This window comes from Enterobacter sp. HK-058-C-ECC (assembly GCF_047531125.1).
Classification (GTDB): domain Bacteria; phylum Pseudomonadota; class Gammaproteobacteria; order Enterobacterales; family Enterobacteriaceae; genus Enterobacter; species Enterobacter quasiroggenkampii.
Window position 1 is genome coordinate 1 of record NZ_JBLKCH010000025.1, and the last position, 20,178, is coordinate 20,178.

Sequence of the window (20,178 nt, forward strand, 5' to 3'; positions counted from 1 at the left end):
CCTCTGACTGGACTCGAACCAGTGACATACGGATTAACAGTCCGCCGTTCTACCGACTGAACTACAGAGGAATCGTGTGAACGGGGCGCATATTATCGATGCGCTCCCGGGATGTCAAAGGCAGAATGCATATTTCCGATCGTTTGACGATTTATTCTCCACTTCGCGCAATTGTCAGGCATTTTGTCGCGGATATTTCCATAGCCAGCGCCCGCTGACCATACGCCAGTAGAACAGCGCGCCCCGCACGGCCCAGTCCAGGAACATCCCCAACCAGACGCCGATCACACCCCATCCGAGCATTACCCCAAGCGTATACCCCGCCACGACGCGACATCCCCACATGCCAAGCATCGACACCCACATCGCAAAGCGGGCGTCGCGTGCCCCCTTCAGCCCGGCAGGCAGTACCCATGAGGCCGCCCAGATAGGCATAAAGGCCGCATTGAGCCAGATGAGGACTTTTACAACCTCTTTAACGTCGTCTTCATGGGTATAGAACGAGGCCATCAGCCCGGCAAACGGCGCGGTTCCCCAGGCAATCACGGTCAGTCCGATGGTCGACAGCCAGAAAACGTGGCGCAGCTGTCGCTCCGCCTGGCCGATCTGCCCTTTCCCGAGCCGTTTCCCGGTAATAATGGTCGATGCAGAGCCCAGCGCGTTACCCGGCAGGTTAATCAGCGAGGCAATGGAGAAGGCGATGAAGTTACCGGCGATCACGTCGGTGCCCATCCCGGCGACAAACATCTGCGTCAGTAATTTCCCGCCGTTAAACAGCACCGATTCAATGCTTGCGGGAATGCCGATCCCCATCACTTCCCAGATAATGGCGAAATTAAAGGGGCGGAAATAGCTCTTCAGCGTGAGGCGCAGCGAGGGGGTGATCCCCGCCATCAGCACGCCTATAATCGCCGCCGCACCGATATAGCGTGAAATGGTTAGCCCCAGTCCTGCACCGACGAAGCCCAGCCCGTCCCACGAGAACACACCGTAGATCAGCACGCTGCTGATGATAATATTCAGGATATTCATTCCGCCGTTGATCAGCAGCGGAATTTTAGTGTTCCCTGCCCCGCGCAGCGCGCCGCTGCCAATCAGGGCGATGGCCGCCGCCGGATAGCTGATGACGGTCATCTCCAGATAGGTCAGCGCCAGGTCCTTAACCTCGTTCGTGGCCTCCCCGGCGACAAAATCGATGATCTCTTTGCCGAAATAATGGATCACCGCCGCCAGAACGGCCGAAAAGACAGTCATGATCATCAGCGACTGGCGTGCCGCCTCACGCGCACGTTTGGGATCCAGCTTGCCGAGGCTAAAGGCCACCACCACCGTCGTGCCGAGGTCAATGGCGGCAAAGAATGAGATCACCACCATGTTAAAGCTGTCCGCCAGACCAACCCCCGCCATCGCCTCTTTTCCCAACCAGCTCACCAGGAAGGTGCTCAGCACCCCCATCAGCAGAACGCAGGTATTTTCCAGGAAGATAGGCACGGCAAGAGGGGTGATTTCACGCCAGAAGAGAACCCGATAACTTTTACGTTTTGCATACCATGGCGTGCGCGCGATCGCCTGGCGTAAGGAGGCAGTGACGTTCAAAATGGACCTTAGCGAGAAAAGTTGAAACTCCATTTCAAATAATGGGGGAGAAATGCTCATCCTGCAAAGTATTTTCCGGAAAAAGATGTGTGGATTTACAACAAACTGACGACAGAATCAGCAATCAATCGATTTTCCCTAAGATCAGGTTTGACAAAAGTTTTTTCGCCGCTAAGATAAGCCTCCACAACGATTCCTCTGTAGTTCAGTCGGTAGAACGGCGGACTGTTAATCCGTATGTCACTGGTTCGAGTCCAGTCAGAGGAGCCAAATTTGAAAAGCCTGCTTTTAAAGCAGGCTTTTTGCTTTGCGGATGAGGGAAAATGAACGCTCTGTTTGTCTACGGCACGCTGCGCCCGGGCCACTCAAATGCGCATATTCTTGAAAACATCGGCGGCGAATGGCTGGCCGGTTTCGTCTCCGGTACGTTCTACGAACGCGGCTGGGGCGCTGCGGCGGACTTCCCGGGGATCGTGCTCCACCCCGATGGCCCCCGCGTCGAAGGCTATCTGTTTATCTCTGATCGCCTTGCCACACACTGGTCAATGCTGGATGAGTTTGAAGACGGCTACGATCGGGTTGAGGTCACGGTGACCACCTCTGAAGGCGAGCAGGTTCAAGCCTGGATTTACCAGCTACAGCCGCGTTCTGAACCATAAAAAAAGGCTCTCTGTCACCAGAGAGCCTTTTTCACTATTCGCTGCGATTACTCGCTTTTTGCTTCGCCGTTTTTGATTTCGCCCATCACTTTCAGCTTTTTAGAGATGTCACGACGCTCTTTGGACAGCTCAGCATTTTTGATGATGTAGTCATCAACACGGTCTTCATAGTCGCTCTTCATGCTGGCGATGATGCCCTGAATAGCTTCAACGCTCATGCCTGGCTTGATGTAGTCGCTCAGGTTGTCGAGCAGCAGAACACGTTTCTGGTTGTCACGGATCTTCTTCTCAACGTCCTGGATTTCACGCTGCAGTTTGTTTTTGCGGCGGAACAGGCGGACGAATTCCAGAACATCCTGGAACGAAGGCTTGGTAGTTTCCATTTTTACACCCCTGATAATGTGAGATTCGGATTCGTTAAAGCAACCGTTGTAACAATAACCTTACTGACAGCGGCCGCGAATGACAATGAGTATATCGTTTAAAGCTATCATAACCCCAATTGCTGCTGAATCGAAGCAGCAGGCGTCACATACGCCTTTTATTTGCGCAGCGCCCGGCAAATCAGGTGCGATAACAGCTCAAGCTGCCGCGCCAGTTCCATGCTCAGCCAGACGTAGCCATGAATAGGTGTTTCCGCCACGTTATCGCTCTGGCGCTCATTGATTAACTGCTTCAGTTCCGCGACGATCTCGTTCAGTCGCTCGCTGTTGGCCAGTATCGGCTGCGGGTTCCCTTCATAGAGCGCATGAGCGATGGTCAACAGCGTTTGCTGCGTCATCTGCTGGGTCTCTTTGAGAGTCTGCGCGTTAAGCATCAACAGATGGCTGGGGCGCGTGGCCCAGTGTGCGTTGATTTGCAGCTCAAGCATGCAGACCAGATTGCGGCTCACCGTCTGAATAGCTTCGAAAATTGATTTCTGAATATGGGTTTCTTTGCTGGCTGGCGTGATCAAGCCGCGCATTTTGACCACGTCGTTAAGGATGGTCTGCAGGTGCTTTTCCAGCCGCGGGCGCTCAACCAGATTCGGGGAAAAACCGGCCTGATAGACGCGGTTAAACGCGGTGACGTAGCTGGCCATCTGAATACGCCAGTGCAGAAAAGCGCGCTGCGGCCAGATACCGGTGAAGAGCATCGCCAGCAGTGAACCCAGGATGACATCCCCGCTTCGCCACAGCGCCGTGGTCATATCCCCGGCGGGTGCACCGACCACCACCGCGAGAGTAATACCGATCAGCAGCGCCTGATACGGTTTTTTACCCAACGCCAGCCAGCCGCACAGGAACATGGCGGCACCGCACCATGCCAGCATGACCGGGAACGAGATGAGCTCCAGCTTCAGGGCAATAAGCCCCAGGGCCGAACCTAACACGGTCCCGCCAATACGCTCCAGAGCGCGCGGGACAACGTTGCCCCAAAACGAGATGGGTCCCATCACCACCACCAGCGTGATCAGCGGCCACGTTCCTTCCGGAACCTCCAGCAAACGCACCAGGACAAACGTCAACACGAACGCCAGCGCGATGCGACACCCGTGCACCACGCGGTAGTGTTTGTACAACCGAATTTCAAAAGGGGTTAATGATTTGTCGGGACGCACACCCGCTCTCCAGCAACACGGCAAAGCACAATTGTACTGTGTTTTCAGCCGGGTGGATCGCTCCCGGCTGAAAAACCCTTCATTTAGCAGGCTTAAACCGTTTTGTGCTCGACGGCGATATACATTTCGATATCCCAGTAGCCGTCCGCATTGCCGTCATTGAGATAGCGCTCGAAGCAGGGTTTGAGCGCCATCTGGTACTTATTGTCCTGCAGCAGGGAATTGAAGAACTGATACCACGGCGTGGCGAAGTCATAGTTTTCCACGCGCGCCGTCGCCACGGCATAATCCCCGGCCGCGATTTCCGTCATCATGACGCCTTCGCTGTTTTCCGGGATGACGAAATCATCCGGTACCGTCACGGCCGTATCACAGCGCAGTTTTTCTGCCGGGACTTCATCCGGGTTATCGTAATAGACCGCCACCCACTCCAGCGGCTCAATGTGACGCCCGTCGACCCACATGACCAGCTGTTCAAAGCCCTGTTTTACCGTGTGTTCCCACGGGCCGACCAAATGAAAACCGGCAATCTTACGTTTCTGTTGCTGCGTAATGCTGTAGTCCATGCTGCCTCCGTTTATCACTGTATATTTATACACTATAAAACTGGATTATCATTATCAGCAAACGAGGAGTGTTTATTATGTGAGCAGACTCGCAACCCTGCCAGTCTGCTCAGCAGCAGTTAAAGCGTGTGATGCAGATAATCGCTCAGACGAGAGAACAGGCCGCCTTTATCAACGGCTTCCAGCGTGACCAGCGGCCAGTGGGCTACCACCTTGTCGCGGTCATAGAGCTGAATCTCCCCGACCCGCTGATGCGCAGCAATCGGCGCTTCCAGTTCTTTTTTATCCAGCACGTACTTGGCTTTGATGTTGGGAACCTCCGCTTTCGGCAAGGCCAGCCAGAAGTCCTGATCGGTGCCCAGTTTCACCTGCTCCTTATCGCCGAACCAGATGCGCTCTGTCCCCACTTTTTTACCGCTATGCAGGATCTGCACCGTATCGAAATTCTGCTGCCCCCAGTGCAGCAGTTTCCGGGCCTGGTCTTCGCGCCCTTTCGGACTATCCGCCCCCATCACCACCGCGATTAACCGGCGCTGGCCGTCTACGGCAGACGCAATCAGGTTAAAACCGGCCCCTGAGGTATGCCCCGTTTTCAACCCGTCCACGTTCATGGTCTTATCCCACAGCAGGCCGTTACGGTTTTGCTGGGTGATTCCGTTCCAGGTCAGGCTCTTTTCGCTGTACATATGATAAAACTCAGGCTCGCCGTGGATGATGGCCCGGGAGAGAACGGCCAGGTCATACGCCGAGCTGTGCTGGCCGGGCGCGTCCAGCCCGTGGACGGTTTCAAAATGCGTATCGCGCAGGTTCAGCTTCTGCACGTAGTCGTTCATCATCTTCACAAACTGCGGCTGCCCACCCGCCACGTGATCGGCCAGCGCCACGCAGGCGTCGTTGCCAGAATCGACAATCAGGCCGCGGCTCAGATCGCGCACGGAGACGCGATCGCCCTCTTTCAGGAACATCAGCGATGAACCGTCAAACACCGGGTTCCCTTTTGCCCAGGCATCACGTCCTACGGTGACGATGTCATCCGGGGTAATGCGGTGGCTATCAATGGCCCGATCCACCACATAGCCCGTCATCAGCTTGGTCAGGCTCGCCGGATTACGTTGTTGATGTTCGTTTCCCGCCGTTAAAATCTGACCAGTCGTGTAATCCATCAGCACCCAGGAGCCCGCCTGAATGGCCGGAGGCTGCGGCGAAAAATCCAGTGGTTCGGCCGCAAAAGCAGATGAGACACTCGAAGCGAGTAAAGAAACAGCAATAAACAGACGGCGTTTCAACGGTATATCCTCAGGTCATTAAAAATCGATGACCTTTTTACGGGAGTTCTGATGTCGTTACCTGGCTTAATTGCAAAAAAATGTGACAGAACGCAGATTTTTCTCTGAAGCTGGCGCGCAAATTTGCGACGCGGTGGTGCTTTTTATTCGGTCTGACCCGCACGATCGTTTACCATAGTGACGTCATTTTTTAACAGGATGGTATTACTGGTGTCTGACTCTGCCGCTCGCCCGACTTTTTTGTTCCACGATTACGAAACCTTTGGCACGCACCCGGCGCTGGACCGACCGGCGCAGTTTGCCGCCATCCGTACCGACGACGAATTCAACATCATTGGCGAGCCCGAGGTCTTTTACTGCAAGCCTGCGGATGACTATCTGCCGCAGCCCGGCGCGGTCATGGTCACCGGGATCACCCCTCAGGAAGCGCGGGAAAAAGGCGTTAACGAGGCAGAATTCGCCCGACGCATCCACGACTTGTTTACCGTCCCCAACACCTGCGTGGTCGGTTACAACAACATCCGCTTCGATGACGAAGTGACGCGCAACATCTTCTATCGTAACTTCTACGATCCCTATGCCTGGAGCTGGCAGAACCGCAATTCGCGCTGGGATTTGCTCGACATCATGCGCGCCTGCTACGCCCTGCGTCCTGAGGGCATTCACTGGCCGGAAAATGAGGAAGGGCTGACCAGCTTCCGGCTGGAACACCTGACGCGCGCCAACGGCATTGAGCACAGCAATGCCCACGACGCGATGGCGGACGTCTATGCCACCATTGCCATGGCGAAGCTGGTGAAAAGCGCGCAGCCACGACTGTTCGAGTATCTGCTCAGCCATCGCAGCAAGCAGAAGCTTATGACCCTTATCGACGTACCGCAGATGAAACCCCTGGTGCATATTTCCGGCATGTTTGGCGCATGGCGCGGCAATACCAGCTGGGTTGCGCCGCTGGCGTGGCATCCGGACAACCGTAATGCGGTCATCATGGTGGATTTGGCGGGCGATATTTCACCGCTACTCGAACTCGACAGCGATACCCTGCGTGAACGGCTGTACACGCCGAAGAATGAACTCGGCGATCTGCCTGCAGTGCCGGTCAAACTGGTGCATATCAATAAATGTCCGGTCCTGGCGCAGGCGAATACGCTGCGCCCGGAAGATGCTGACAGGCTGGGCATTAACCGCCAGCACTGCCTCGATAATCTCAAAGTGCTGCGTGAAAATCCGCAGGTGCGCGAGAAAGTCGTGGCCATCTTTGCCGAAGCCGAGCCGTTCGTGCCGTCTGAAAACGTGGACGCCCAGCTCTATAATGGTTTCTTCAGCGATGCCGATCGCGCGGCCATGAATATCGTTCTGCAAACCGAGCCGCGTAACTTGCCTGCCCTGGATATCACCTTCGCTGATAAGCGCATCGAAAAGCTGATGTTTAATTACCGCGCGCGTAATTACCCGGGAACCCTGGATGAAGCAGAGCAGGAACGCTGGCTGCAGCATCGTCGGAACGTGTTTACGCCAGAGTATCTGCACAATTACGCCCAGGAGCTGGAAATGCTTTATGGCCAGTATGAAGGGAATGCTGAGAAACAGGCGCTGCTGAAATCCCTGTACCAGTACGCGCAAGAGATAGTTTGAACGATGGGTATAAAAAAGCCGGAGGCGATGTCTCCGGCTTTTTTTGCCCGGTGGCGCTGCGCTTACGCGGGCCTACGGGGTATGTAGGTCGGGTAAGGCGTAGCCGCCACCCGGCACAGTCTTACGCGACGTCTTCGTACTGAGGAACCGGGTTACGGAAACTCTTCGTGACGCAGGCCAAGTAAACCAGGCCGATACCCGCCCAAATCAGGCCAAGCACCATCGAGCTCTCTTCCAGGTTAACCCACAGCGCGCCCACGGTCAGGGCACCACACATCGGCAGGAACAGATACTGGAAGTGATCTTTCAGCGTCTTGTTACGCTTTTCACGGATCCAGAACTGAGAGATAACCGACAGGTTAACAAAGGTGAACGCCACCAGCGCACCGAAGTTAATCAGCGCCGTTGCCATCACCAGGTCAAAGTTAATCGCCAGAAGCGCGATCGCACCGACCAGGATAATGTTCATCGCCGGGGTACGCCATGTTGGATGCACGTAGCCGAAGAAGCTTTTCGGGAATACGCCATCGCGGCCCATTACGTACATCAGACGCGCAACGCCTGCATGCGCGGCCATACCGGACGCCAGTACGGTGATGGTGGAGAAGATCAGCGCGCCGACCTGGAACGCTTTACCCGCCACATACAGCATGATTTCCGGCTGAGACGCATCCGGATCCTTGAAGCGAGAGATATCCGGGAAGTACAGCTGCAGGAAATAGGTCGAGAAAATAAAGATCAGACCGCCAATCAGCGCCGTCAGGAAGATGGCACGCGGGATCACGCGCTCTGCATCTTTCGTTTCTTCAGACAGGTTGCTGATCCCGTCAAAACCGGTAAAGGAGAAGCACAGAATGGTTGCCCCGGTAATCATCGGGATCACATGCGCATCACCAGACCAGAACGGTTTGCTGCTCGCCAGGGTGCCCGCACCTTCGCCGTGGAATACGCCGTAAATAACCATGCCAAGAATAACCGCAATCAGCACAACCTGAAGCACAACGATAACAGAGTTAAAGTTGGCAACGGACTTGATGCTGCGCAGGTTAAAGGCCGTCATAAAGGCCACCAGCGCCACGACGAACATCCACGAGGGAATCGATGGCACCAGCGCTTCAAAATAGATTTTTGCCAGCAGAATGTTGATCATCGGCGCGAACAGATAGTCGAGCAGCGAAGACCAGCCCACCATAAAGCCAACCGTCGGGCTGATGGATTTCTGGGCATAGGTGTAGGCGGAACCCGCAGACGGATAGCGACGCACCAGCTTACCGTAGCTCAGCGCGGTAAAGAGGATCGCAATCAGCGCGAAGCCGTAAGCCGTCGGCACATGACCGTCGGTGAGGCCCGATACGATACCGAATGTATCGAACAGCGTCATCGGTTGCATATAGGCCAGGCCCATCATAACAACCGGAATCAACGTAAGCGTTTTACGTAATTCCACGCGAGAGGTGTTTGGAGTTGCGTTATGCGACATAGTTAATCTCCTTTACGGTGATAACCGCCACGTAAGCGAAAAATTGCCCCATTTCTTTCTTCCTCAGCGACAACAACTGTCGGATTTTAGTAAATATCTATCCGGTACGAAGCCCGGCCTCTTGGTTTTTAGTTTCGTTTCGTACATGCAAAAAAAAATAACCGACGCCTTTTATATCGTCGATTATTCATTTGGTTGCAGCGGCCGCATTTTGCCCCACATCGGATACAAAAGGCAATACTTTGCAACGCAGCGGGTAATTTTCTTTTTTCTAACTGGCTGATTTCTCGGCACTGCCCTGAGCATATACAGCAGCGATAGCACTATTTGCTAAAATTTCGTCCCGCCACCAGGCGCTGGCGAGCCCGGCGGTTTGCTCATTCCAGCCCACCCATACCGATTCATGGCTGTTTTGAGCAAGTACCTGTTTTTCAACAAGCGCACCGCTGTCAATGTACCGCTGTGCCAGATAGCGGGGTAAATAGCCGCAGCCCAGACCGCTGATTTGCAGCTCCAGCTTGGTTTTAAAGTCGAAAACGGTGATGGCCTCCTGCTCGTCAAGCAGCTGCGAGGAAACCGCACATTCCGGGCGAGAGCTGTCCCCGACCACGATGGCGCGGTAGCCTTTAATCACGCGGCGGTTAAGCGGCTCAGCTTCCTGAGCCAGCGGATGATGGGGCGCTACGGCGAACACCTGCTCCAGCACGCCCAGACGCGCAAAGCCAAACTCACTCAACTGGGGAGGCTCGTGGAGTGCACCGACAAAAATATCCGCCCTGCCCTGGGTTAGGGCATCCCAGGAGCCCCCCAGCACGCCGTTGATAAAGATCAGCCGCGTCACGCTGTGGTGTTGATAGAAAGCCTCAATCAGCGGCGTCAGGAGAGAAAACGGGAAAGTGTCATCCACGCCAATCACCAGCTCGTTTTCCCATCCCTGGTGAAGTTTGACGGCCTGCTTTTCGAGTTCACGAACGGTATGGAGGACTTCACGGCCTTTTTCCAGCAGCATCTGTCCGGTGCGGGTAAAACGGGCGCGATGCCCGGAGCGATCGAGGATCTGGATATTGAGGTCGCTTTCCAGTTTTTGGACGGTATAGCTCAGGGCCGAAGGGGTTTTGTAGAGTTTTGCCGACGCAGCGGCAAAGCTCCCCTCTTTTTCCAGTGCATCCAGAATAATAAGAACATCCAGCAGCGGTTTCATGCTCGCCCCCTTTCGGTGTGCGACGGTCTCCGCTGCAGGATTTATTCCATGGGCATCACCAGCGGATCGGGATACTGATACTCAAACCCCAGCTCATGACAAATGCGATTGCCATCAACAATTTTGCCTTTACTGCCATCCTTTGCCTCACCAAAGACCGGCGGAGCCAGGCCCAACTGACGTGCCATCAGCGGGTAAAACGTGCTGCGCGCCGGATGAGACGGTGCACATATATTATAGATGTGTCCGCCTTTCGGAGCCTGTAAGAGTAGCTCTATCGCGCCAACCACATCATCAAGATGCACAAGATTGACAACATGTTGGCCATCTGGCGCCGACTTCCCGGCAAAAAAGCGTCCCGGATGACGACCCGGGCCTACCAGCCCCGCCAGACGTACGATATCAACCTGGGTGCCGGGAAGATGATGCAGCCAGTCTTCCAACTCTTTCAGAACCTGACCGCTCGCCGTAACGGGACGGCGCTCGGAAGTCTCTTTTACTACGCCCTCAACCTCACCATAGACCGACGTCGAGCTGGTAAAAATAATGCGCGGAACATGATGCGCCAGCGCGCTGTCGACAATCTCCTGCATCGCCTGCAGGTAAAATGATTCGCCCGGGCCGCTGCGCCGCGCGGGTAGCGTAATTACCAGCGCATCGACGTTCATCAGGGTGTCCAGATCGTCCGCATCACACACCAGTTCCGGCTCCAGACGCAGTTCAACGCCATCAATACCGCACATGCGCGCTGCTTCGACCCCATCTCGGGTGGTCTTGCTCCCGGTCACCTGCCAGCCTTTCGCGGCTAATGACATCGCCAGCGGCATTCCCAGCCATCCTAAACCGACAATCGCGACCTTTTTCATGCGAATTCTCCTGACTCTTACTCGTCTTTCATAAGGCTACGCCAGCCCGGCAGAACACACAATTCATAGCATCAATATGAAATGAATTAATGATCAAAAAAAGCCCTTGCAATATGTCGCACAACTGGTTTAGGTTAAAAGACATCAAATGAATAAGCATTCATCGAGAATTTATATGACACGCGTTCAATTTAAACACCACCATCACCACCATCATCCTGACTAGTCTTTCAGGCGATGTGTGCTGGAAGACGTTTGGATCTTCCAGTGGTGCATGAACGCATGAAAAAGCCCCCGGAAGATCTTCTTCCGGGGGCTTTTTTTTGGACCGAATTCAGACAGGTTAAAACAGGTTAACGAGGAATAAAGAATGTTAGATAACTCACGTTTACGCATAGCTATTCAAAAATCAGGCCGTTTGAGTGACGATTCACGCGAACTGCTGGCCCGCTGCGGGATTAAAATTAACCTGCACACCCAGCGCCTGATTGCTCTGGCTGAAAACATGCCCATCGACATTCTGCGCGTGCGTGATGACGATATTCCCGGCCTGGTCATGGATGGCGTCGTTGACCTCGGCATCATCGGCGAAAACGTACTGGAAGAAGAGCTGCTGACCCGCCGCGCGCAGGGCGAAGACCCGCGTTACTTCACCCTGCGTCGTCTGGACTTCGGCGGCTGCCGCCTGTCGCTGGCAACGCCGGTTGATGAAGCGTGGGACGGCCCGGCCGCGCTGAACGGCAAACGTATCGCCACCTCCTACCCTCACCTGTTAAAGCGCTATCTGGATCAGAAAGGCGTGCAGTTTAAATCCTGTCTGCTGAACGGTTCTGTTGAAGTGGCGCCGCGTGCGGGTCTGGCGGACGCCATCTGTGACCTGGTCTCTACCGGCGCGACGCTGGAAGCGAACGGTCTGCGCGAAGTGGAGGTGATCTACCGCTCCAAAGCGTGCCTGATTCAGCGTGACGGCGAGATGGCCGACGCTAAGCAGCAGCTGATCGACAAACTGCTGACCCGTATTCAGGGCGTAATTCAGGCGCGTGAATCCAAATACATCATGATGCACGCCCCAACCGAGCGTCTGGATGAAGTCATTGCCCTGCTGCCGGGCGCCGAGCGCCCAACCATCCTGCCGCTGGCGGGCGATCAGCAGCGCGTGGCGATGCACATGGTGAGCAGCGAAACCCTGTTCTGGGAAACCATGGAAAAACTGAAGGCGCTGGGCGCAAGCTCCATCCTGGTGCTGCCGATTGAGAAGATGATGGAGTAATGGCCATGAGCTTTAACACAATCATCGACTGGAATACCTGTAGCGACGCACAGCAGCGCGAGCTGCTGATGCGCCCGGCGATTTCCGCCTCTGAAAGCATCTCGCGCACCGTGGCGGAGATCCTGGATAACGTCAAAGCCCGCGGCGATGACGCGCTGCGTGAATACAGTGCAAAGTTTGATAAGACGGAAGTTGGCGCATTACAGGTTACCGAGCAGGAAATGACTGATGCCAGCAATCGTCTGGGAGATGACATCAAGCAGGCGATGGCCGTTGCGGTGAAAAACATTGATACTTTCCACACCGCGCAAAAGCTGCAGACCGTAGATGTGGAAACCCTGCCCGGCGTGCGTTGCCAGCAGGTGACCCGCCCGGTTGCGTCGGTCGGCCTCTATATTCCTGGCGGCTCTGCCCCGCTTTTCTCCACCGTACTAATGCTGGCGACTCCCGCGCGCATTGCCGGGTGTCAGAAAGTGGTACTGTGCTCACCGCCACCGATTGCCGACGAGATTCTGTATGCGGCGAAGCTGTGCGGCGTGCAGGCGGTCTATAAAGTGGGCGGCGCGCAGGCGATTTCGGCCCTGGCGTTCGGCACGGAATCCATTCCCAAGGTCGACAAAATCTTTGGCCCGGGCAATGCGTATGTGACCGAGGCTAAGCGTCAGGTCAGCCAGCGTCTGGACGGCGCGGCCATCGATATGCCTGCCGGCCCGTCTGAAGTGCTGGTGATTGCCGACAGCGGCGCCACGCCGGATTTCGTCGCGTCTGACCTGCTTTCCCAGGCGGAACACGGCCCGGATTCGCAGGTCATCCTGCTGACGCCGGATGCCGATATGGCGAAACGCGTGGGCGAAGCCGTGGAGCGTCAGCTTGCCGACCTGCCCCGCGCCGACACGGCACGCCAGGCGTTAGCGGCCAGCCGTCTGATTGTGGCGCGCGATCTCGAGCAGTGCATTGCTATTTCTAATCAGTACGGTCCGGAGCACCTGATTATTCAGACCCGCAACGCGCGCGATTTGGTCGACAGCATTACCAGCGCGGGCTCGGTGTTCCTCGGCGACTGGTCCCCGGAGTCCGCAGGCGATTACGCCTCCGGCACCAACCACGTGCTGCCAACGTATGGCTATACCTCAACCTGTTCCAGCCTGGGACTGGCGGATTTCCAGAAACGCATGACCGTGCAGGAACTCTCCCGCGAAGGGTTTGCCTCACTGGCGTCCACCATTGAAACCCTGGCCGCCGCCGAGCGCCTGACCGCCCACAAAAATGCCGTTACGCTGCGCGTTGCAGCCCTGAAGGAGCAAGCATGAACATTGAAGAATTAGCCCGCGAAAATGTCCGTCGCTTGACGCCCTATCAGTCTGCGCGTCGTCTGGGCGGTAAAGGGGATGTCTGGCTGAACGCCAACGAATATCCAACGGCGGTGCAGTTTGAGCTGTCGCAGCAAACGCTGAACCGTTATCCGGAGTGTCAGCCGAAGGCGGTAATCGAAAACTACGCCCAGTACGCGGGCGTGAAGCCAGAGCAGGTGCTGGTCAGCCGTGGCGCGGATGAGGGCATTGAGCTGCTGATCCGCGCGTTCTGCGAGCCGGGCAAAGACGCCGTCATGTACTGCCAGCCGACCTACGGCATGTACAGCGTCAGCGCGGAAACCTTTGGGGTGGCGTGCCGCAACGTGCTCTCCCTGGAGAACTGGCAGCTGGATCTGCAGGGCATTGCCGACAATCTTGACGGCGTAAAAGTCGTCTTTGTCTGTAGCCCAAACAACCCGACCGGCCAGATTATTAACCCACAGGATATCCGAACCCTGCTGGAGATGACGCGCGGAAAAGCGCTGGTGGTCGCCGACGAAGCCTACATCGAGTTCTGCCCGCAGGCAACGCTGGCAGGCTGGCTGGAAGAGTATCCGCACCTGGTGGTGCTGCGTACGCTGTCGAAGGCTTTCGCCCTCGCGGGTCTGCGCTGCGGATTCACCCTGGCGAATAAAGAGGTCATCGACCTGCTGCTGAAGGTGATCGCTCCGTACCCCCTCTCGACGCCGGTTGCCGATATTGCAGCACAGGCGCTGACGCCTCAGGGGATTAACGCGATGCGCGAGCGCGTGGCGCAAATCCTGGAGGAACGTCAGTACCTGGTGACCGCCCTGAAGGATATCCCGTGCGTGGAGCAGGTATTCGACTCGGAAACCAACTACATCCTGGTGCGCTTTACCGCCTCCAGCGCCGTATTTAAATCTTTGTGGGATCAGGGCATTATCTTACGAGACCAAAATAAACAACCTTCTCTGAGCGGATGCCTGCGCATTACCGTCGGCACCCGCGCAGAGAGCCAGCGCGTCATTGACGCCCTGAAAGCGGAGAAAGTATGACCCAGAAGATCCTTTTCATCGATCGTGACGGCACCCTTATTTCGGAGCCACCAGCTGATTTTCAGGTCGACCGATTCGACAAGCTGGCGTTTGAACCTGACGTGATCCCGGTGCTGCTCAAGCTGCAAAAAGCCGGATACAAGCTGGTGATGATCACCAACCAGGACGGTCTGGGTACCGACAGCTTCCCGCAGGCAGACTTTGACGGCCCGCATAATTTAATGATGCAGGTGCTGACCTCTCAGGGCGTGGTGTTTGATGAAGTGCTGATTTGCCCGCACATGCCAGCCGACGAGTGCGACTGCCGTAAGCCAAAGGTGAAGCTTGTCGAGCGCTATCTGGCAGAGGATGTGCTGGATAAGGCCAACAGCTATGTCATCGGCGATCGCATCACTGATATTACGCTCGCGGAAAACATGGGCATCGCGGGGCTTCGCTACGACCATAACAACCTTAACTGGGCGATGATTGGCGAACAGCTGACAAAACGTGACCGCTACTCGCACGTTGAACGTAACACCAAAGAGACGCAGATTGATGTGAAGGTCTGGCTGGACCGCGAAGGCGGCAGCAAGATCCACACTGGCGTGGGTTTCTTCGACCACATGCTGGACCAGATTGCCACCCACGGCGGTTTCCGCATGGAGATCACGGTAAAAGGCGATCTTTATATTGACGATCACCATACCGTGGAAGATACCGGCCTGGCGCTGGGTGAAGCCCTCAAGCTGGCGCTCGGTGATAAACGCGGCATCAACCGTTTTGGCTTTGTCCTGCCGATGGACGAGTGTCTGGCGCGCTGTGCGATGGATATCTCCGGACGTCCGCACCTGGAATATAAAGCAGACTTCAATTACCAGCGCGTGGGCGATCTGAGCACCGAAATGGTGGAGCACTTCTTCCGTTCATTGTCCTACACCATGGGCCTGACGCTGCACCTGAAGACCAAAGGCAAGAACGACCACCACCGCGTAGAGAGTCTCTTCAAGGCCTTCGGCCGCACGCTGCGCCAGGCAATCCGCGTGGAAGGTGACGCCCTGCCCTCATCAAAAGGAGTCCTGTAATGAACGTGGTGATTCTGGATACCGGATGCGCCAACCTGAACTCCGTAAAGTCGGCGATTGCGCGCCACGGCTACGAGCCGGTGGTCAGCCGTGACCCGGACGTGGTGCTGCGTGCCGACAAGTTATTCCTGCCGGGCGTGGGCACTGCGCAGGCGGCGATGGATCAGATCCACGCGCGCGAGCTGGTCGATCTGATCAAGGCTTGTACCCAGCCGGTGCTGGGGATTTGCCTGGGCATGCAGATTCTTGGCCGCCGCAGCGAAGAGAATAACGGCGTTGACCTGCTGGGCATTATCGACGAAGACGTGCCGAAGATGACCGACCACGGTCTGCCTCTGCCGCATATGGGCTGGAACCGCGTGTACGCCAAAGCGGGCGACAGGCTTTTTCGCGGCATTGAAGACGGCGCGTATTTTTACTTCGTACACAGCTACGCCATGCCGGTGAACGCGAATACGATCGCCCAGTGCACTTACGGCGAGGCGTTTACCGCAGCCGTGCAGAAAGACAATTTCTTCGGCGTACAGTTTCACCCGGAGCGCTCTGGCGCCGCGGGCGCGCAGCTGCTGAAAAACTTCCTGGAGATGTGATGATTATTCCCGCGTTAGATTTAATTGACGGCACGGTTGTCCGTCTTCATCAGGGCGATTACGGGCAGCAGCGAGACTACGGAAACGATCCGCTGCCGCGTCTGCAGGATTATGCCGCCCAGGGGGCTCAGGTGCTGCATCTGGTCGATTTAACGGGTGCGAAAGACCCGGCAAAACGCCAGATCCCTCTGCTGAAAAATCTGGTTGCCGGTGTTGATGTGCCGGTACAGGTGGGCGGCGGCGTCCGTACAGAAGATGACGTTGCGGCACTGCTGGACGCGGGCGTAGCGCGCGTGGTGGTCGGTTCAACCGCGGTGAAAGAGGCTGAGATCGTAAAAGGCTGGTTCCGCCGCTTTGGCGCCGACGCGCTGGTACTGGCGCTGGACGTGCGCATTGATGAACAAGGTAATAAGCAGGTGGCGGTCAGCGGCTGGCAGGAAAACTCCGGCGTGACGCTGGAGGCGCTGGTCGAGATGTATCTCCCCGTTGGCCTGAAGCACGTGCTGTGCACGGATATCTCCCGTGACGGCACGCTGGCGGGCTCCAACGTCTCGCTGTATGAAGAGATCTGCGTGCGTTATCCGCAGGTGGCGTTCCAGTCTTCGGGCGGAATTGGTGATTTAAACGATATTGCCGCGCTGCGCGGAACGGGCGTACAGGGCGTGATTGTGGGCCGAGCCCTGCTGGAAGGTAAATTTACGGTGACGGAGGCGATTCAATGCTGGCAAAACGGATAATCCCTTGCCTGGACGTACGTGACGGCCAGGTCGTGAAAGGCGTGCAATTCCGCAACCACGAGATCATTGGCGACATCGTTCCGCTGGCAAAACGCTATGCTGATGAAGGCGCAGACGAGCTGGTGTTCTACGATATTACCGCCTCCAGCGATGGACGCGTGGTGGACAAAAGCTGGGTGGCGCGCGTGGCGGAAGTGATCGATATTCCATTCTGCGTGGCGGGCGGGATTAAATCCGCTGACGATGCGGCCCAAATTCTCTCGTTTGGTGCCGACAAGATTTCCATCAACTCCCCTGCCCTGGCCGACCCGGAGTTGATTACTCGCCTCGCCGATCGTTTTGGCGTGCAGTGTATTGTGGTTGGGATCGACACCTGGTATGACGCCGCAACGGGCAAGTACCACGTCAATCAATATACGGGTGACGAAAGCCGCACGCGCGTAACGCAGTGGGAAACGCTCGACTGGGTGCAGGAAGTGCAGAAGCGTGGCGCGGGCGAGATTGTCCTCAACATGATGAACCAGGATGGCGTGCGTAACGGGTATGACCTTGAGCAGCTGAAAAAAGTCCGTGCAGTCTGCCACGTTCCGCTGATTGCCTCCGGCGGCGCGGGCACCATGGAACATTTCCTCGAAGCCTTCCGCGATGCTAACGTGGACGGCGCGCTGGCCGCTTCCGTGTTCCACAAACAGATTATTAATATTGGTGAGTTAAAAACGTACCTGGCCGACCAGGGCGTGGAGATCAGGGTATGTTAACAGAGCAACAACAGGCGCAGCTGGACTGGGAAAAAACGGATGGATTACTGCCGGTGGTTGTCCAGCATGCCATCTCAGGCGAGGTGCTGATGCTGGGCTATATGAACCAGGACGCGCTGGCGAAAACGATCGAAAGCGGCAAAGTGACGTTTTACTCCCGCACGAAACAGCGCCTGTGGACCAAAGGGGAAACCTCGGGTCATTTCCTGAACGTGGTCAGCATTACGCCTGACTGCGATAACGATACCCTGCTGGTGCTGGCAAACCCAATCGGCCCGACCTGCCATAAGGGCACCAGCAGCTGCTTCGGCGAGGCGAGTCATCAGTGGCTGTTCCTGTATCAACTGGAGCAGCTGCTGGCAGAGCGTAAAACGGCAGATCCCGAGAGTTCTTATACCGCGAAGCTGTACGCCAGCGGCACCAAGCGAATCGCGCAGAAGGTGGGTGAAGAAGGCGTTGAGACTGCGCTGGCCGCGACCGTGCATGACCGCGAGGAGTTGACGAATGAAGCCTCTGATTTGATGTATCACCTGCTGGTGCTCCTGCAGGATCAGGCGCTGGATTTGACGGCGGTGATTGAGAATTTACGTAAAAGACATAAATAAACATCCTACCAGGGGAGCGCTCGCTCCCCTTTTCCTGTAATAAAGCAGTTATCATTCCTTCCGTGAGCGGGTATCATCAGCCGATAGTGTAAACGCACGATTTTATGCGTTAAGAGTTACTCATTTAACATTGAGGTTGAAGATGAAATTTCTGGTCACCGGCGCTGCCGGCTTTATCGGTTTCCACGTCAGCGAGCGCCTGCTGCAGGCAGGACATCAGGTTGTAGGAATTGATAACCTTAATGACTATTACGATGTCAATCTGAAGCAAGCGCGACTGGATCTGCTTACATCCGACAATTTCACTTTCCATAAGCTGGATCTGGCAGATCGCGAAGGGATGGCCTCGTTGTTTGCAGCTGAGAAGTTTGACCGCGTGATCCACCTCGCCGCGCAGGCTGGCGTACGTTACTCTCTGGAAAATCCGCACGCTTACGCGCAATCAAACCTTATCGGCCATCTCAACGTACTGGAAGGCTGCCGACACAACAAGGTGCAGCATTTACTGTATGCTTCTTCCAGCTCTGTTTACGGCCTGAACCGAAAGATGCCGTTCTCCACCGATGACTCGGTTGATCACCCGGTTTCCTTGTATGCCGCGACGAAAAAATCCAACGAACTGATGTCGCATACCTACTCTCATCTTTACAATCTGCCGACGACCGGCCTGCGCTTTTTCACCGTGTATGGGCCATGGGGCCGTCCGGACATGGCGCTATTTAAATTTACTAAGGCCATGATTGAAGGCAAAAGTATTGACGTTTACAACTACGGAAAGATGAAGCGCGACTTCACCTATATCGATGATATTGTTGAAGCTATTATTCGCCTGCAGGATGTTATCCCTCAGGCCGATGCGAACTGGACCGTTGAGACAGGGTCTCCGGCATCCAGCTCTGCGCCGTACCGTGTTTACAATATTGGCAACAGTGCGCCCGTAGAGCTGATGGATTACATCACCGCGCTGGAAGAAGCGTTAGGCAAAGAAGCGGATAAAAATATGATGCCTGTTCAGCCAGGTGACGTGCTCGAAACAAGCGCGGATACCACGGCGCTCTATGACGTGATTGGGTTTAAGCCGAAAACGTCGGTGAAGGAAGGCGTGAAGAATTTTGTGGACTGGTATCGGGCTTTTTATAAGCTTTAAAACTATACACAGGCATAATATTTAAAAACCCTCTCTATCCACCTTTTTAAAGGTGGATTTTTCATTTTGGGTTAATAATATAACACCGCCAACATCAGCATGTTTTAATTATATATCACAAGTCATTCCTGATAGTTTTGTCGTGGTTGCAGTATTTTTATTTCTGGCTATTTAAAAATAAGACAACTTACTATCAAAATTCCAATAAACAACGTAAAAGACGCATCCGTTTTCCCAGATGCGTCTTCATGAGTATAATTAACGACTGGAAGTCGAAACAGAAGGTAACAAGATAGCTCTCATTTTTTTAGTTAAGATCCTGACTAAGGGCTCCGTCAATATTGCCATAACAACACTTGAGAAAAGTATAAATAAAAACACACACAAAGACTCAAGCCCTGAAGAAATACGCCCGCCAATTTTACTCATAACAAAATAGAGAATCTGATGATGAAATAAAAATGCAACGAATGCATGTTTTGCAAAATAACTGGTAATTTTTCTGAGCCAGTCTATACTTCCCAAAAACTCAATCAAATAAACAGCTATTGAAAATAAAGAAACACCAAAAATTAACATGTACAGTTGCGGCATTATGCTTTCACGAGCAGGAACTGCAATAGCTAAGGCTAACATTCCTGCTAACATTGCATAGAGACGATTTTTTTTGTCCTTTAAAATAAAATAAGCATAGCTCATGCCAAATAAAAAATCTGGCAACCGCATAAGAGGATTACAATTAATATAAAC

22 protein-coding genes, 1 tRNA gene and 1 other annotated feature are annotated in these 20,178 nt (G+C 55.0%); of the genes, 13 read left to right on the forward strand and 10 right to left on the reverse strand.

Annotated features, from left to right (window positions below; all coding sequences use genetic code 11):
- Window positions 1–174 precede the first annotated feature (174 nt).
- The gene (gene emmdR / locus ACMWJS_RS22375) at window positions 175–1,629 is read right to left on the reverse strand and encodes a multidrug efflux MATE transporter EmmdR (RefSeq protein WP_126534987.1); all 1,455 of its coding nucleotides are present in this window, start codon (window positions 1,627–1,629) and stop codon (window positions 175–177) included.
- A gap of 161 nt (window positions 1,630–1,790) precedes the next feature.
- Here emmdR and ACMWJS_RS22380 point away from each other — a divergent pair.
- Both ACMWJS_RS22380 and ACMWJS_RS22385 read left to right on the forward strand, forming a co-directional pair.
- Window positions 1,791–1,866, forward strand: a tRNA-Asn gene (locus ACMWJS_RS22380).
- A 53-nt stretch (window positions 1,867–1,919) separates the two neighbouring features.
- On the forward strand, window positions 1,920–2,255 hold the full coding sequence (locus tag ACMWJS_RS22385) for a gamma-glutamylcyclotransferase family protein (RefSeq protein ID WP_048029357.1): 336 nt from the start codon (window positions 1,920–1,922) through the stop codon (window positions 2,253–2,255).
- Window positions 2,256–2,302: 47 nt separating this feature from the next.
- On the opposite strand, the gene ACMWJS_RS22390 is transcribed toward ACMWJS_RS22385, so the two are convergent.
- The 4 genes from ACMWJS_RS22390 to dacD form a co-directional block, all read right to left on the reverse strand.
- Entirely contained in the window at window positions 2,303–2,638 is a 336-nt protein-coding gene (locus tag ACMWJS_RS22390) for a DUF496 family protein (protein WP_008499467.1), read from the reverse strand.
- A 158-nt stretch (window positions 2,639–2,796) separates the two neighbouring features.
- Window positions 2,797–3,855, reverse strand: coding sequence for an FUSC family protein (locus tag ACMWJS_RS22395; protein ID WP_045908595.1), 1,059 nt, complete (start codon window positions 3,853–3,855; stop codon window positions 2,797–2,799).
- A gap of 92 nt (window positions 3,856–3,947) precedes the next feature.
- Window positions 3,948–4,421 carry a DNA gyrase inhibitor SbmC gene (gene sbmC / locus ACMWJS_RS22400; RefSeq protein ID WP_045908596.1) on the reverse strand — a complete coding sequence of 158 codons (474 nt, stop codon included), beginning with the start codon at window positions 4,419–4,421 and terminating at the stop codon, window positions 3,948–3,950.
- Between the two features lie 119 nt (window positions 4,422–4,540).
- Entirely contained in the window at window positions 4,541–5,707 is a 1,167-nt protein-coding gene (dacD, locus tag ACMWJS_RS22405) for a serine-type D-Ala-D-Ala carboxypeptidase DacD (RefSeq protein WP_414747598.1), read from the reverse strand.
- A 198-nt stretch (window positions 5,708–5,905) separates the two neighbouring features.
- Between dacD and sbcB the strand changes: the two genes are divergently transcribed.
- A complete protein-coding gene (sbcB, locus tag ACMWJS_RS22410) occupies window positions 5,906–7,342 on the forward strand; it encodes an exodeoxyribonuclease I (protein WP_370974986.1) in 1,437 nt (478 codons plus the stop codon).
- A gap of 121 nt (window positions 7,343–7,463) precedes the next feature.
- Here sbcB and plaP read toward each other — a convergent pair whose 3' ends face one another.
- The 4 genes from plaP to ACMWJS_RS22430 all read right to left on the reverse strand — a co-directional run bounded on the left by plaP (window position 7,464) and on the right by ACMWJS_RS22430 (window position 10,889).
- A complete protein-coding gene (gene plaP / locus ACMWJS_RS22415) occupies window positions 7,464–8,822 on the reverse strand; it encodes a putrescine/proton symporter PlaP (protein WP_008499462.1) in 1,359 nt (452 codons plus the stop codon).
- Window positions 8,812–8,874, reverse strand: coding sequence for a membrane protein YoeI (yoeI, locus tag ACMWJS_RS22420; protein ID WP_100245854.1), 63 nt, complete (start codon window positions 8,872–8,874; stop codon window positions 8,812–8,814). Before yoeI ends, plaP begins: the two co-directional genes overlap by 11 nt.
- A gap of 219 nt (window positions 8,875–9,093) precedes the next feature.
- Window positions 9,094–10,023 (reverse strand): LysR substrate-binding domain-containing protein, encoded by a 930-nt coding sequence (locus ACMWJS_RS22425; RefSeq protein ID WP_045908598.1) that lies wholly within the window; start codon window positions 10,021–10,023, stop codon window positions 9,094–9,096.
- A gap of 41 nt (window positions 10,024–10,064) precedes the next feature.
- Window positions 10,065–10,889, reverse strand: coding sequence for an SDR family oxidoreductase (locus ACMWJS_RS22430; protein ID WP_045908599.1), 825 nt, complete (start codon window positions 10,887–10,889; stop codon window positions 10,065–10,067).
- Between the two features lie 175 nt (window positions 10,890–11,064).
- Here ACMWJS_RS22430 and hisL point away from each other — a divergent pair, with 175 nt between their 5' ends.
- From hisL to ACMWJS_RS22480, 10 genes are all read left to right on the forward strand, one after another.
- Window positions 11,065–11,115 (forward strand): his operon leader peptide, encoded by a 51-nt coding sequence (gene hisL / locus ACMWJS_RS22435; RefSeq protein WP_001364200.1) that lies wholly within the window; start codon window positions 11,065–11,067, stop codon window positions 11,113–11,115.
- Window positions 11,091–11,214, forward strand: a sequence feature (His leader region). It overlaps the preceding gene by 25 nt.
- Window positions 11,215–11,259: 45 nt before the next feature.
- Entirely contained in the window at window positions 11,260–12,159 is a 900-nt protein-coding gene (gene hisG / locus ACMWJS_RS22440; protein WP_000886595.1) for an ATP phosphoribosyltransferase, read from the forward strand.
- A gap of 5 nt (window positions 12,160–12,164) precedes the next feature.
- Window positions 12,165–13,469 carry a histidinol dehydrogenase gene (hisD, locus tag ACMWJS_RS22445; RefSeq protein ID WP_045908762.1) on the forward strand — a complete coding sequence of 435 codons (1,305 nt, stop codon included), beginning with the start codon at window positions 12,165–12,167 and terminating at the stop codon, window positions 13,467–13,469.
- Window positions 13,466–14,527 carry a histidinol-phosphate transaminase gene (hisC, locus tag ACMWJS_RS22450; RefSeq protein ID WP_021241431.1) on the forward strand — a complete coding sequence of 354 codons (1,062 nt, stop codon included), beginning with the start codon at window positions 13,466–13,468 and terminating at the stop codon, window positions 14,525–14,527. Before hisD ends, hisC begins: the two co-directional genes overlap by 4 nt.
- Window positions 14,524–15,591, forward strand: coding sequence for a bifunctional histidinol-phosphatase/imidazoleglycerol-phosphate dehydratase HisB (hisB, locus tag ACMWJS_RS22455; RefSeq protein WP_048223958.1), 1,068 nt, complete (start codon window positions 14,524–14,526; stop codon window positions 15,589–15,591). Before hisC ends, hisB begins: the two co-directional genes overlap by 4 nt.
- Window positions 15,591–16,181, forward strand: coding sequence for an imidazole glycerol phosphate synthase subunit HisH (gene hisH, locus ACMWJS_RS22460; RefSeq protein ID WP_045908601.1), 591 nt, complete (start codon window positions 15,591–15,593; stop codon window positions 16,179–16,181). The genes hisB and hisH overlap by 1 nt, the downstream gene beginning before the upstream one ends.
- On the forward strand, window positions 16,181–16,918 hold the full coding sequence (hisA, locus tag ACMWJS_RS22465; protein ID WP_414747599.1) for a 1-(5-phosphoribosyl)-5-[(5-phosphoribosylamino)methylideneamino]imidazole-4-carboxamide isomerase: 738 nt from the start codon (window positions 16,181–16,183) through the stop codon (window positions 16,916–16,918). Before hisH ends, hisA begins: the two co-directional genes overlap by 1 nt.
- Entirely contained in the window at window positions 16,900–17,676 is a 777-nt protein-coding gene (hisF, locus tag ACMWJS_RS22470) for an imidazole glycerol phosphate synthase subunit HisF (RefSeq protein ID WP_048029350.1), read from the forward strand. The genes hisA and hisF overlap by 19 nt, the downstream gene beginning before the upstream one ends.
- A complete protein-coding gene (hisIE, locus tag ACMWJS_RS22475) occupies window positions 17,670–18,281 on the forward strand; it encodes a bifunctional phosphoribosyl-AMP cyclohydrolase/phosphoribosyl-ATP diphosphatase HisIE (protein WP_045908603.1) in 612 nt (203 codons plus the stop codon). The genes hisF and hisIE overlap by 7 nt, the downstream gene beginning before the upstream one ends.
- Window positions 18,282–18,423: 142 nt before the next feature.
- Entirely contained in the window at window positions 18,424–19,428 is a 1,005-nt protein-coding gene (locus ACMWJS_RS22480; protein WP_047074834.1) for an NAD-dependent epimerase, read from the forward strand.
- 258 nt (window positions 19,429–19,686) lie between these two features.
- Here the strand turns inward: ACMWJS_RS22480 and ACMWJS_RS22485 are convergent.
- Window positions 19,687–20,178 (reverse strand): hypothetical protein (locus ACMWJS_RS22485; protein ID WP_414747600.1); only part of this gene is annotated, 492 nt, incomplete at its 5' end.